This window comes from Pseudomonas sp. NPDC087804 (assembly GCF_044742965.1).
In the GTDB taxonomy this organism is placed as follows: Bacteria; Pseudomonadota; Gammaproteobacteria; order Pseudomonadales; family Pseudomonadaceae; genus Aquipseudomonas; species Aquipseudomonas rustica.
This window is the reverse complement of the sequence record NZ_JBIUVN010000013.1, coordinates 82,847-95,764: the sequence shown is the minus strand read 5'-3', so window position 1 is coordinate 95,764 and position 12,918 is coordinate 82,847. Positions and strand designations below refer to the sequence as shown.

Below are 12,918 nucleotides of genomic sequence, written 5' to 3'. Positions count from 1 at the left end.
GGGGGCTTTTCCTTGGCATCGCTTAACGTGGGATCACCATAACTCAGCATCATCAAATCCACCAAGCTATTTTTATGATACCCGGCAGCGGGCCGACAGACGGTATCGTTTAACGGTCGTTTGATGATCCCTACACCTGACGAAGCTGGTAGATCGCGTCAGTGAGTGTTCGAGCGTGTGAGTCCAGTCCGTGCAGCGCTGCTAAAGCATTGTCGGCGGCGATGTCGCCTCCTTGGCTCTCAACCCAATGAATGAGTTCTTCCAGCGCTGCGGCGATTCCGTGTTGGTTGCGCAGCAAGATCGTAAGCGCATCCGCTGTAGCGATGTTGGCACTTGTGTTGTGTGACATGGCATTCATCCTTGAGGGGTGGTGCAGGAATCGTAGCTCAGCCATTGGTAGGCTGAGACTGGAGAGCGTGCTTTTGCAGAAATCGGTGATTCCGGCTCAAAACTACCGTTTTGGCGAAGAAACCTCGGATTGAAGCGTTCTCACCGTTGCCAGCTTATCCATTGAACACGGGAAGGCCCGGAAATGCTGGCCCTCAGAACAGAGCGTACTAACTGGGTGAGTTCTTATAACCATGATTAGGAGCAGTTTCAGCAGGGATATTCTGGGTTATGGCGGAGGTTTCGCCCTCCCACTACAGCCCTGTCACCAACTTACTGAGCCTTGAAGGAATGTCCGTTGCAGTGGCTCAGAATCACCACAATGAATTACACAAGACACTTCCTTCACCTTGGCGCTGATAGTGGCTTCGTAAACTTCCATATAAGCATACGTCTTAGCCTCGGCAGTTCTCCCACCAACTGAAAAGACTTTCGTTTTCGTCGATCCAACTTCGTGACAGTCCGTCCATCCCCACTGCTCAAGGATTTCGTCGAAGACCTTACGGGTTTCATTAGTGGTGTTCTGTTTCAAGTCAAACGAAAGCAGCACGTGAGTATGCATATCAATTATCTCTTGGTTCGGCGTTTTGGCGGTTTGAACAAACCTTATACCCAGTTCCGAAAGGCTGCAAACTTATTTTTCAAACAACTTGCTCGGCCATAGTAACTATGTCAACACCCAAACCGTTACTTATGATCAACTGGCGACATAGTTGTTTTGATATAGTTATTACTGCCGAACTCGAATAATGATTATTCAGATGATGGGGACTACCTGATACGCCGGGGTCAATCGTTGGCCTCGCCAGATGGGGATAATCATTATAGCTACGCTATGGCGCAATCTCAGTGCTCTAGGGCTAGCTTGGGGGCGGTGTTTCTTACCCACGAATTTGACCCGTTGCGAGCGTCTAACTCAACGGTTCTGGGTGAATGGGATCAACTTTTGACGACATGTAAAACTAGAGCAATGGGTGTGGTGTGCGGACTTTTCCCCGCGCAAAAGAAAGCCCCACCATCTCTGGCAGGGCTTGGGTTACGCAGCACGTTGAGACATTCTTTGACTACGAGCCTCAACTTGTTCTGGTGCAAACGGATCATAGACATCCACCTTGTCGAAGTTCTTCATCTTGGCTGTTGAGATTGTCAGCGCCTCAACAACGATATCCGCCAGCTCTGCCAGCACCGTATCCGTAACGTCGATACCGTGCAGAATGTCAAAGAAGAACCCTTCGACATCGTCTATGACAAAGCTGTCATGTGTGAAGTACCGAGCTGTCTGCTCAATCTGTTCCAGCGCCTCTAACACCGGAGCAAGGTCTGGACGGTACTGCATGACACGGCCAAATTCCGAGAGCATCAAGTCCATGGGTGACTTGTATCCACGATATCCAAACAAGAACACTTTCTTCTCAGTCAGTGATTCAAGCACCGCACGTAGTTCATTCGCCGTTGAACGTGGCTCATCGAAGACTTTCAGGTACTGACGGTGCGCTGGGTCGTCGCGGCTCAGAAGAGGCATCAACAGGTCTATGTAGGACTGCTTCGTACTCGGCTGTAGTTTGGCTACCTTGTTGAAGGCATTCCACTCCTGCTGACCGATGCACTCAATCATGAGCTTTACGATCTCAGCGTCAGACATCCAACTTTGCACATCGTAGCGATTCGTCTTGTGTGCCGGACTGATGAAGTCCCCACCACCGAAGTAACGGTTACCGTGCTTCCGGTTCAACGTGCCGTTGCCAAGGACAAGGTTCTGGGGCGTGAACTTGCCGATGTGGGGCATTCCGTGCGCTGGATAGATGTGACAGAAGTGATAGTCGGCGAACGGTCTAGACGCCGCACCGTTGGTAGTCATTTGCAGCTTGTGCATCCACAAAAGTTCTAGCAATTGCTCAGCGGTAATGTATTGAACAATCTGCACCGTACCAGCTTGTTTGGCGTGACGGAGTAGAAGTTGAACGAATACGTTGCTGACGGGGAACGGCTTAGGCTTACGTTTCTTGCGGCTCACTACCCTGACAGACTTATTACGTCTTGCTCGTTTGCAGTCATCACTGCATGTCAGCGTGTTCCGGTGTACAGGGAGAAACTTTGCTCTACAAACGGTGCATGTCTTACGTGCGTCTCTTTTATTGGATGTTCTTACCGGTGCTGCTAGCGCCATCTAGGTACGCTCCCGTTTCTGGTTTATTGGTGCCATGAATGGCAATGTATGAATGTCGGCAAGCCGAACCACAGAACGCTGTGGCTTTGAAAGTTAGAAAACCATTACCGCAGTTACGGCAGTGGCAAGTACGCTGGTTACGTAGTCCGCGACTCATGCTGTAAGCTCCTGTAGTGCGTCGTGGGGATCGCTATCTAACGAGACAACCCAGACTGTAGCTCCGCGCTTATCCACACCCATATGACGCCATACTTGACGCCTCAGTAGTTTGGACAGCTCGAAGGCAACTTTCATTGCCTCCGCTGCGTTAGTGAAGATTTGTTTCATTGTTTGTGTTCCTTGGGAAGTTGAGAAAGTTTCAAGTCAATCCGTTTATCAATCCATGTATGAAGGCTTTCACGTTCTTGTGAGCGCTCCAACTGGAGTTGGTTATATCGCAAACGAAGTGCCTCATCTGTGTAAGCGTTGGCGTTACGCTCTGCCATTTGGGCATACTGCAACGCCATATCGTTGTTGTGGTTGAAGAGCCAGAAAGTAAGACCTGTGGCAACGGCAAGCTGTACCAAAGTACCAAGTGCAATAGCGCGGATGATGGCTTTCATTCCACCTCCGTCTGGTCGGCACGGGCTGCACGCAGCATCTGGCTAAGTTTTTCATCAACCTTTTCAGACACAGCATCACCGATAGCGTTACCAAGCTCTCTACCATTTGGATCAAGTGCATTAACGGTCACGTCCACTTTGATGTCTGTGTGCATTGATTGATCAACGTTTCCAGTTGGCTTATTGATCACGCCGCTATTAGGGTCAGATGGCAACAACCAATCACTTGGCAGCAACGTTTGTTTGCGCTGCTGTTCTGATGCCTCCATGATGTCTGCTGCTGTATATACAGGAGGCATTCTGAACTGACGCATCTGCCCTGTTTCATCTGGCGGTGCAACTCCAAACTTGGACATGTCCAACGGCGGAAACTTGAGACCCGCCACACTAGTAAGTGTCCAATTCAACATAGGTGCCTTAGCTGGCCCTTCGGAGTAATCTGGTTGATTGAATAGCCAGCGATAAAACCTATCGACGGGATCTTTCGCTTTCTTACCATCTCCCGGCGCTGGAGAACCCATCACACTTGGATCAATGGCAACCCCCTCAGGGAATCCAGCACTACCAACATCTTGAGCACGCTGTTCTGGAGTTTTATCTGTATTGTCGGCGTTTCTACCGGCCAATAGACGAAGAATCCCAGTTTGAATTTTTACAAGGCCGGTATCAAAGTTACGGAAAGACTCAGACAATCCCTTAGTGCTGGCAATCAATTCTCTCTCAGCAGTTAGACGAAGACCCAGCGCCTCGATCAACTCGGGATCTTTGTTCACTGACTCATTCTGCAAGTATCGATCATTCTCTACTCTCACAGCTTGAGCATCCAATGAACGTTTATGACGCTCAAGGAGTTCAGGAGATTGGGCGACAATGTCACGCAGCCCTTGCTGAACCATTGCACCGTTTACTTTGCCGTCGTGCTGAGCCTCAAGAACGAAACCAGCAAGCTTGTTCTGATCACCCTTGTAACCAAGCGCTTTACCAATTGCTCGATACAGGATCGTAGTTAGGCGAGTACCGAGAGCGTCAGTTAGTGGGCGTAGATCTTGGCCCATGAAGCGATCTTTTGAATAACCCTGATTGAGTTGCAAGGCAGCACTGTACTGTTGCGTCTTGTCCAAGTTACCGATACGGAACACGGCGGCTTGATCTTTCTGCAACTGGATAGCTTGTTCAAGCGACTTCCCTTGAGCACGGAAACCTTGAATCATGTTGCTGTAAGCAACGGCGGACTCACGATCAATCTTCATTCCGTACTCTTGGCTATTGTCGATATACGCCTGTTTAATCCGTGCTCTTTCGGCGTCGTTATTCCCAGCGGCCAACAGGGTGTTATCGAACTGTTGATTGTCCGATGCAACTTCCTGACGCTTGGTAATGCGCTCATTCAGGTAGCCAAGCCCTTTAACAAGGCCATACACCGCCGCTGACGCTGCCGAAAAGCCCACGGCAAGACCACCGAACCCGGTGCTTTCAGGTTGAGCCTGTTTGGCTTGCCAAGCGGCATGGCGCTCTGCTGAAAAATCAAAACGCTTAGCTGCTCGATCCTGTGTCATCTGGGCGCGGGCTTCACGAGCAGCGGCTGCCAGCTTGGAAGCCTTGTGACGTTCCGCCTGTCTGACACCACTGGCACGGGCACTGCTCAGCGCCAGTTCTGCACGCTGGTACTTGGTTTGGTGCATTGCAGCCTGTTGCTGTAGTCGTACAGTCTGAGCCTGACGTTTTAGCAAAATGTCTGCGTAACGAGCTTGGCGAATTTGCGACTGTTCCGACGCGGCTTGAACTTTGTGCTCACCCAACTTTGTTTTCAAAAGCTCCTGCTGCACCTTCTGTTGTTTAGCAGCGAGGATTGCCGAAGTAACTTGCTGCTTCAAAGATGCACTCTGTAGGAACGCTTCTTCTTTTTTGCCTGTGGCAACTAGTCTTTGAGCACTGAGGGCGGCAGTATTCTGTGCATGCTGCATTCTCGCAAGCTTCTGTTTAGTCGCCATCTCTTTTTGTAGTGACTTCTCGATAGCACCATCAAGTTTCGCTCTATCAGCACTAGTTGTAGTGATACCAAATTTACGACTGAGCTTGCGTTGAAGTGCGTCCGCCTGTCTTCCAAGTTGAGTCATTTGACGTTCGGCAGTTCGCATCATCGCCGTGAAACGTTGCAAACCACTTGGATCAACGTTGAACCTAAGGACGCCAATCAGTTGAGCGATTACATCTTGATGTGAACTCATCGGCTACTCCCCCGTCCATGACGGCCATGAACTGGGTGAAACAGTAGCGCGACATCTCGTTCAAACTCCGAGTGCCTATGACCGTAATGTTCAACATGAAATACAACTCCCCGATGGTCGAGGTATGCCGCAAATGCACTCAGGATGGAACGGGTTCCGGTGATTACATAGAACAACGCTCCATTTGCATGTCTCGTCCACGTATAAACAACTTTGACTGTGTGTCCGTGCCAACGATTAGCGTAATCCAGAAACTGTGACATGAAATCACGCGTAGAGATTGCTGCGGCAGGGTGTACTGTGAAAATTGCGTGGTACTGGTGGGAGGCTTTATTCAGCCTTGTAACGGTGTTACTTGTTTGATCCATTAGTTTCCTCAGGGTATTCGATAAACACCCAGCTTCCGGCTGGGATGCCTTCATAGGTGCTAGGTAATTGGAAGCTGTTACTCATCTCTTCGGGATGAGCCTTGTTAAACTCAGCGCAAGCCTTAGTAATAGTAGCGTCGTCATACTCGGTAGAATCCAACACAACAGTAACCACACCAATGCGACCACTTGCAAACTTGTGCGTGACCTCCTGAGCGCTTACAGGAGACGCCGTGTTAGTTTGTTTATGCGTATGTGGCGACTCATGACTAGAAACGCTTACAGGAGCTTGTAGAGGCTCTTGGAGAAGCGGGTTAGTAGGATCGTAGCGCTCTAACAAAATGCGTGTTGTACCATCGATTGTCATGCTGCACTTCCGTCGGCGTTCAACTTTCCAGTTTTAATCAATTTCTCACGAAGCTTTGCACGGGAAGCGGCGAGTTCATCACGAACTTCTTGTTCACGGTTCAAGCGCTGTTGTTGTTCGGCCTGTAGGCGGTCACGTTCATCTTTAGCCAGTGACATTGCCACTTGACGATCAATCTCAGCATTCAACGCCGCTTCAAGTTCTGCCTCGTAATCTTTCCGCACCTGTTTGCAAATCTTAGCGAGGTCGCGCTCTTGGTCATGCTCGGGCTTGGTCAAGTACAAAGTAGTGAACTGCGCCAGTGGGCTTTCAAAAGTTGTTGCTGTCGGCAAACCTGACTTCGGTGACTGCGCTGTCCAGCCTATTGAGCGGTATTGGTGGTACACTTCAAAAATCTCATCGAGAGTACCGTTCCCAATAAATTCAACGATGGCGCCAATAATTCCCTCGGCAGGTTTTTCAACTCGGTTTTCGTAAATGATCTTTGCGTCTTGGCAGCGTGAGCGGTATTCCGATTCGCTGAATGCAAACTGCATTGGTACTTCTGTTGTTACTTGTGTTGGTTTGTTACTCATGGTGTTGTTTCCTTCTGTTTTTATGGTTGGTGTTGCGTTTTGTTTTTCTTGTCGGTGATGCTGCATTCTGCACTTGGTCGAGCAGAACCTAGCGTGTGGTGCTTGGGGTCTAACTGCAAACTTGGTATTGCACACAGCACAGGGCTGGTAGGTAAATCTCGCCATATTGGCTCCTTGGGTCTGGTTGTAGGGCATATGCTGTTACGCGGTATATTCCGGATATTAAAAAGGCCAGAATTTTTAGGCTCTGGCCAGAGGGTTGCAACACCGCTTGAAATTCGAGCGTCTATTACCGTAGCTACTCGGTTTAACGTTGTAGACGACAACGGCGCGAAAAGGACTTTAAACTTTCGCTCAACTCGTGGGCCATCGGAGTTGTCACAATGTGAAGTGCCTTCCTTGGGGAAGAGCGCCCAGTTTGATAGAGAATTGACCCACCGCCCTATCAGCCAGTGTCATTGGACTCTACAGCCCCGGTCTACGAGTGTTCGGCCACCAATCCCAGACTCGTGGCTGGGTGATAGACATGGAGGATGCCTTGGCCTACAGCGAACGGAACACCGTCAGTGCGGGTTCAGTTTGATGTTCGTTGAAATCTTAAACGCCGGGAACGACAAAACCGAACTCAGCTTGGCGGCTGGCCCGGTTGGATGTTCTGGAATTTGGGTTGAAACTGGAGAGTCGCAGAAGCTGAGAAAAACAGCTCCCCTTCCCGATACTATTATAGCAGCACATCGCCAGAATTGCAAGCACTTTCCGTGCCAACCCTGAAAATACTTTCAAACGATCGTTCGATTTTCCGCTGCGTTTCCTCATCTGTACGTGCTAAGTATACACCCGAAAGCTAGTTTTGTCAATAGACACTCATCAAAAGTCAATAGCCGTTCGTCCTTGTCGTCGCATATGTGACTGCGGATGTCGCGCTGTCGTACGTTACGTCAAACTGATCCGAGGACGCGAGCGGTGCGGACTGCTCCTACCCGGCTTCAACCGGCTATGCTTGCACCCAGATCACCCGCACGGCGAAACGTAATCCCAATTTCTGGTAGTGTTTTGTTGCAACACTTCAAGAAGTGCTGCGCGGGGTATTTCGGCGCTTGAGGTTGAAGATCAAAAGATCGCAGCCTGCGGCAGCTCCTACGGGGGACGCGATCTCCTGTAGGAGCTGCCGCAGGCTGCGATCTTTTAGCGTCTAGACTGGCACCAAAGGGAGTTAAACCATGCTCGGTCGTCGGCGCACATTCCAATTCTTGATCCTCACGCTGTTCCTCAACCTCGGCGGCTGTGCCTCGTGGTTCAGCGACGACAGCGTCGATCCCGCCGTGCACTTGGTGAACGTCGAAGTGGTGCGGGCGAAACTGCTCGAGCAGAAATTCATCCTGCACTTCCGTGTCGACAATCCCAACGACAGCGACCTGACCGTGCGCGGCCTCGAATACCGCATTCATCTGGGCGATATGCTCTTGGCTGAAGGCGAGCATGAACACTGGTTCACCGTCGGGCCGAAGCACAGCGCGTACTTCAAGGTACCGATCCGCACCAACCTGTGGCCGAAGGTCAAAGACGTGGTGAAACTGCTGAAAAAACCCGACCAGCAGATTCCTTATCGATTGCAGGGTGAAATGGAAACCGGTTTATTCATCGCCCACTACGTGCACCTTGAGCGCAATGGCGTGATAATCCCCGCCGATTTTATTCCGGAGCAACACCGATGACTCAGCAACCTCATGTCCATGGCCCTGACTGCAACCACGATCATGATCATGACCATCACCACGATCATGACCACGGTCACGTACACGGCCCGAACTGCGGCCACGCCCACCAGGAACCGGTGCGCAACGCCCTGAAAGACGTCGGCCGCAACGACCCGTGCCCATGCGGCAACGGCAAGAAATTCAAGAAGTGCCACGGGGCGTGATGCTCTGGGCGGAGAGCTTCTTCGCCTGATCTGACGCCTTCGCGAGCAAGCCCGATCCCACAGTTGACCGCGTTCCTTCATTTGGAATGCATTTATTGTAGGAGTGAGCCTGCTCGCGATTGCGGTGTGTCAGGTGATGAATTTGTTACCTGACAAACTGCTATCGCGAGCAGGCTCACTCCTACAGTTGACCGCGTTCTTTCTGCTGAAACGCCATTAACTGAGGGAGCGAGCCTGCTCGCGAAGAGGCCCGCACATTCACTACAGATTTCAGCCCGCCGCCAATACCTGCGCCGCACTGACCACCGTCGCATACTCCCCCTGCAAATTCCCCAACGACATCCCGTGCACTTCTTCAGCCGTCCGCAACGTGCCGAAATAATCGGCCTTGTCGAAGGTAAAGCACGCATCCTCTGCCACCCACGTATCAAACCCCAGATTCCCCGCCGAACGCGCCGTCGATTCCACCGAGTTATTCGTCGCCACGCCAACAATGACCAACTGCCCAACCCCCGCCTCACGCAAACGCGCCGCCAGTCCGCTGGCACAAAACGCATCCGGCACTTGTTTCTGAATCAGCCATTCAGCGTCCTGCGGCAAGAACCGTTGCTGAAACTCCACGCCTTCCTGCTCAGGCCAAAACACCGAGTCCGGTTCGCGCGACAGATGCTGCACATGAATCACCGGCCCTCCGCGGTGCCGCCAGAACCCCAGCAGATCAACAATTCTTTCTTCCGCCTGAGGATTATTCCGTCGCCCCAAACGTGGCTGCAGGATGCCTTTTTGCTGGTCGATGATGATCAGTGCTGCGTTGGCCTGAAGCTCCATGGCGATTTTTCTCACGGGCGGGTCATTGAATTCTGCGTAGTTCAGCATCACCTCCTGATAACAGGCAAGCTATCGAACGCACACGGGATCACCTGACGCTGGCGTTTGCTGTCCGCACGTAAGCCATTTTCTGATTTGGAGCTTTCCATGATCGACCTGTATTACTGGACCACCCCCAACGGCCACAAGATTTCCCTGTTCCTCGAAGAAGCCGGCCTGCCCTACAAGGTTCACCCGATCAATATCAGTCAGGGTGAGCAATTCCAGCCCCACTTTCTGAAAATTTCCCCGAACAACCGCATCCCGGCGATCGTCGATCATCAGCCGGTTGATGGCGGCGAGCCGTTGTCGGTGTTTGAATCCGGGGCGATTCTTTTGTATCTCGCAGAAAAAACCGGCCAGTTCCTGCCCAAGGATCTGCGCGGGCGGCAAACCGCGTTGCAATGGCTGTTCTGGCAGATGGGTGGTTTGGGGCCGATGGCCGGGCAGAATCATCACTTCAGCCAGTTTGCGCCGGAGAAAATTCCTTACGCGATCAAGCGCTACATTGATGAAACGGCGCGGTTGTATGGCGTATTGAACAAGCAATTGGCGGATAACGAGTTTGTTGCTGGCAGTGAATACAGCATTGCCGACATGGCGATTTATCCGTGGATCGTCTCGCACAAATGGCAGAGCCAGAACCTGGAAGACTTCCCGCATGTGCAGCGCTGGTTCAACCACATCAAGGATCGCCCGGCGACGGTGAAGGCCTATGCGCTGGTGCAGAAGATCAATCCGCCGAAATCCTGATTGAAGATCAAAAGATCGCAGCCTGCGGCAGCTCCTACATGGGAATGAATGCCTATGTAGGAGCTGCCGAAGGCTGCGATCTTTTCCATTCGACAGAAATACACAAATAACCCCCGCACCCGCTTGCGCGGCACCCTCCTGCTCACTAACGTAGCGCCTTTACTGACGCTACCCCCCGCAGGAGCTTTGCCATGGCCTCGCCAGCCCTTACTCATTTTCTTCCCCGGTTCGGCGTTGCCGCAGCAGTGGCCGGTGTTTTGGGCCTGTCCGGTTGCCAGACCTGGAACGCTCAGGACACTCTCCCGCCGACCTCCGGCGTGCAACCGCTCAAGGGCCTGGCGCAGAATGTTTCGGTGCGACGCAATGCCATGGGCATGCCGTTGATCGAAAGCAACACCTTCCATGACGCACTGTTCAGCCTCGGCTACGTCCACGCCAGCGACCGGATCAACCAGATGGTCACCCTGCGCCTGCTGGCTCAGGGCCGTCTGGCAGAAATGTCCGGCGCCTCGATGCTCGACGCCGACCGCTACATGCGCGCGGTCAATCTGAAGAAAAGCGCCGCCGAGCTGTACAAGGCCTCGTCGCCACGCCTCAAGCGTTTCTTCGAAGTCTATGCGCGGGGCGTCAACGCTTACCTGTTCCGCTACGCCGACAAACTGCCGGGCGACCTCGCCTCCAGCGGCTACAAACCCGAATACTGGAAACCGGAAGATTCGGCGCTGATTTTCGCCCTGCTGAATTTCAGCCAATCGGCCAACCTGCCGGAAGAAATTTCCTCGCTGGTGCTCGCGCAAACCGTGACCACCGACAAACTCGCCTGGCTGACGCCGTCGGCGCCGGACGAAAATCTGCCGCTGGCCGAGGCCGACAAGCTGCAAGGCCTCAAGCTCAACGGGCAGATCCCCGGCCTGACTGAACTGAGCAGCGCCAGCCAGCAACTGTCGACGCTGAACCTGCTCGGTGCGACGTCTTCGAACAACTGGGCGATCGCCCCGCAACGCAGCCGCAGCGGCAAAAGCATTCTCGCCAGCGACGCCCATGGGCCGCTCGCCGCGCCGTCGCTGTGGAGCTTCGTGCAGATCCGCGCACCGAAGTATCAAGCCGCCGGTGTCACCGTTGCCGGTTTGCCGCTGGTGCTCGGTGGTTTCAACGGCAAAGTCGCCTGGAGCATGACCAGCGTGCTCGGCGACAACCAGGATCTGTTCCTGGAAAAAATCCGTCGTCAGGGCAGCAGCCTGACCTACGAGGTCAACGGCAAATGGCAGCCGCTGGGCGTGCGCAACGAAACCTACTTCGTCAAAGGTCAGCGACCGATTCGCGAAGCGGTTTACGAAACCCGTCACGGTGCGTTGCTCAACAGTGCACAGGCAGCGGCGCAAGGCAGTGGCTACGGGCTGGCTTTGCAGACGCCGAGCTTCACCGACGATAAATCGCTGGACGCTTTTTTCGATCTGACCCGCGCGCAAACCGTGGAACGTGCTTCGGACGCCAGCCGTGAAATCCGCGCCATCGCCCTGAATCTGGTGTTCGCCGATGCGAGCAACATTGGCTGGCAAGTCACCGGACGTTTCCCTAACCGTCGCGAAGGCGAAGGTTTGCTGCCCTCGCCGGGCTGGGAAGGTCGTTACGACTGGGACGGTTACGCCGACCCGATGCTGCACCCCTACGATCAGGATCCGGCGCAAGGCTGGCTCGGCACCGCCAACCAGCGCGTGATTCCTCACGGTTACGGCATGCAGCTGTCCAATTCCTGGGCCGCACCGGAACGTGGCGAACGCCTGGCCGAACTGGCCGGCAGCGGCAAGCACGACAGCCGCAGCGTGATCGCCATGCAATACGACCAGACCACCACGTTTGCCGCCAAGCTGAAGAAAGTCTTTGAAGCGCCGGGCATGAAGCAGCCGCTGAAGCAGGCGATCGATGGCCTGCCGGAAGCCGACCGCAGCAAGGCCCGCGAGGCGTTCACACGATTGATGGCGTTCGACGGCAAGCTCAGCCCGACCTCGGCGGACGCGGCGATTTATGAGCTGTTTCTGCAAGAAAGCATGAAACAGATCTTCCTCGACGAACTCGGCCCGGAATCCAGCCCGGCGTGGAAGGCGTTTATCGCCAACGGCGATTTGTCCTACGCGGCGCAGGCCGATCATCTGTTGGGGCGTGAAGACAGTCCGTTCTGGGACGACATCCGCACACCGCAGAAAGAAGACAAAGCGCTGATTCTTGCCCGCAGTCTTGCGGCGGCGATCAGCGCTGGCGACAGTCAGTTGGGCGGCGATCACCGGGCCTGGCAGTGGGGCAAGTTGCACAGCTATGCCTGGAAAAACAGCAATGGTCAGACCGTGCGCGGCCCATTGGCGGCGGGCGGCGATCACACCACGTTGAACACGTCAGCATTCGCTTGGGGTCAGGACTTCAACACCACGCGCGCGCCGTCGATGCGCTTTATCGTCGACTTCGGCCAGACCGAACCGCTGATGGGGCAAAACGGTACGGGGCAATCGGGCAATCCGCTGAGTCCGAATTACCTGAACGGGATTGATCAGTGGTTGAAGGGGCAGTACATCGGGTTACCGATGCAGCCGCAGAACTTTGAGCGGGTGTATGGCAAAACCCGTTTGACCCTGACTCCGGGTAAGTAAACGCAAGATCAAAAGATCGCAGCCTTCGGCAGCTCCTACAC

The 12,918-nt window shown here is 53.5% G+C and carries 11 protein-coding genes; 4 read left to right on the top strand and 7 right to left on the bottom strand.

Annotated features, from left to right (window positions below; genetic code table 11):
* Positions 1 to 130: 130 nt before the first annotated feature.
* From ACIOMO_RS17455 to ACIOMO_RS17430, 6 genes are all read right to left on the bottom strand, one after another.
* Complete coding sequence (locus ACIOMO_RS17455) at positions 131 to 349, bottom strand: hypothetical protein (RefSeq protein ID WP_401242370.1); 219 nt, start codon at positions 347 to 349, stop codon at positions 131 to 133.
* Between the two features lie 1,074 nt (positions 350 to 1,423).
* Positions 1,424 to 2,401 carry a hypothetical protein gene (locus tag ACIOMO_RS17450; protein WP_401242367.1) on the bottom strand — a complete coding sequence of 326 codons (978 nt, stop codon included), beginning with the start codon at positions 2,399 to 2,401 and terminating at the stop codon, positions 1,424 to 1,426.
* Between the two features lie 476 nt (positions 2,402 to 2,877).
* Positions 2,878 to 3,156 carry a hypothetical protein gene (locus tag ACIOMO_RS17445; RefSeq protein ID WP_401242364.1) on the bottom strand — a complete coding sequence of 93 codons (279 nt, stop codon included), beginning with the start codon at positions 3,154 to 3,156 and terminating at the stop codon, positions 2,878 to 2,880.
* Entirely contained in the window at positions 3,153 to 5,384 is a 2,232-nt protein-coding gene (locus ACIOMO_RS17440; protein WP_401242361.1) for a hypothetical protein, read from the bottom strand. The genes ACIOMO_RS17445 and ACIOMO_RS17440 overlap by 4 nt, the downstream gene beginning before the upstream one ends.
* Before the next feature lie 351 nt (positions 5,385 to 5,735).
* Entirely contained in the window at positions 5,736 to 6,119 is a 384-nt protein-coding gene (locus ACIOMO_RS17435; protein ID WP_401242358.1) for a hypothetical protein, read from the bottom strand.
* Entirely contained in the window at positions 6,116 to 6,694 is a 579-nt protein-coding gene (locus ACIOMO_RS17430) for a hypothetical protein (RefSeq protein WP_401242355.1), read from the bottom strand. The genes ACIOMO_RS17435 and ACIOMO_RS17430 overlap by 4 nt, the downstream gene beginning before the upstream one ends.
* A gap of 1,220 nt (positions 6,695 to 7,914) precedes the next feature.
* On the opposite strand from ACIOMO_RS17430, the gene ACIOMO_RS17425 reads away from it, so the two are divergent.
* Both ACIOMO_RS17425 and ACIOMO_RS17420 read left to right on the top strand, forming a co-directional pair.
* Positions 7,915 to 8,409, top strand: coding sequence for an LEA type 2 family protein (locus ACIOMO_RS17425; protein ID WP_159815011.1), 495 nt, complete (start codon positions 7,915 to 7,917; stop codon positions 8,407 to 8,409).
* Positions 8,406 to 8,615 (top strand): SEC-C metal-binding domain-containing protein, encoded by a 210-nt coding sequence (locus ACIOMO_RS17420; RefSeq protein WP_008083915.1) that lies wholly within the window; start codon positions 8,406 to 8,408, stop codon positions 8,613 to 8,615. Before ACIOMO_RS17425 ends, ACIOMO_RS17420 begins: the two co-directional genes overlap by 4 nt.
* 270 nt (positions 8,616 to 8,885) lie before the next feature.
* On the opposite strand, the gene ACIOMO_RS17415 is transcribed toward ACIOMO_RS17420, so the two are convergent.
* The gene (locus ACIOMO_RS17415) at positions 8,886 to 9,443 is read right to left on the bottom strand and encodes a cysteine hydrolase family protein (RefSeq protein ID WP_401242445.1); all 558 of its coding nucleotides are present in this window, start codon (positions 9,441 to 9,443) and stop codon (positions 8,886 to 8,888) included.
* Positions 9,444 to 9,590: 147 nt separating this feature from the next.
* Here ACIOMO_RS17415 and ACIOMO_RS17410 point away from each other — a divergent pair, with 147 nt between their 5' ends.
* Positions 9,591 to 10,235 carry a glutathione binding-like protein gene (locus ACIOMO_RS17410; protein WP_053117786.1) on the top strand — a complete coding sequence of 215 codons (645 nt, stop codon included), beginning with the start codon at positions 9,591 to 9,593 and terminating at the stop codon, positions 10,233 to 10,235.
* A gap of 191 nt (positions 10,236 to 10,426) precedes the next feature.
* Positions 10,427 to 12,877 carry a penicillin acylase family protein gene (locus tag ACIOMO_RS17405; RefSeq protein ID WP_401242351.1) on the top strand — a complete coding sequence of 817 codons (2,451 nt, stop codon included), beginning with the start codon at positions 10,427 to 10,429 and terminating at the stop codon, positions 12,875 to 12,877.
* Positions 12,878 to 12,918 lie beyond the last annotated feature (41 nt).

Coding starts and splice junctions, on each gene's coding strand:
- ACIOMO_RS17455 (WP_401242370.1), bottom strand. CDS start 349: ATGTCACACAACACAAGTGCCAACATCGCTACAGCGGATGCGCTTACG.
- ACIOMO_RS17445 (WP_401242364.1), bottom strand. CDS start 3,156: ATGAAAGCCATCATCCGCGCTATTGCACTTGGTACTTTGGTACAGCTT.
- ACIOMO_RS17440 (WP_401242361.1), bottom strand. CDS start 5,384: ATGAGTTCACATCAAGATGTAATCGCTCAACTGATTGGCGTCCTTAGG.
- ACIOMO_RS17435 (WP_401242358.1), bottom strand. CDS start 6,119: ATGACAATCGATGGTACAACACGCATTTTGTTAGAGCGCTACGATCCT.
- ACIOMO_RS17430 (WP_401242355.1), bottom strand. CDS start 6,694: ATGAGTAACAAACCAACACAAGTAACAACAGAAGTACCAATGCAGTTT.
- ACIOMO_RS17425 (WP_159815011.1), top strand. CDS start 7,915: ATGCTCGGTCGTCGGCGCACATTCCAATTCTTGATCCTCACGCTGTTC.
- ACIOMO_RS17420 (WP_008083915.1), top strand. CDS start 8,406: ATGACTCAGCAACCTCATGTCCATGGCCCTGACTGCAACCACGATCAT.
- ACIOMO_RS17415 (WP_401242445.1), bottom strand. CDS start 9,443: ATGGAGCTTCAGGCCAACGCAGCACTGATCATCATCGACCAGCAAAAA.
- ACIOMO_RS17410 (WP_053117786.1), top strand. CDS start 9,591: ATGATCGACCTGTATTACTGGACCACCCCCAACGGCCACAAGATTTCC.
- ACIOMO_RS17405 (WP_401242351.1), top strand. CDS start 10,427: ATGGCCTCGCCAGCCCTTACTCATTTTCTTCCCCGGTTCGGCGTTGCC.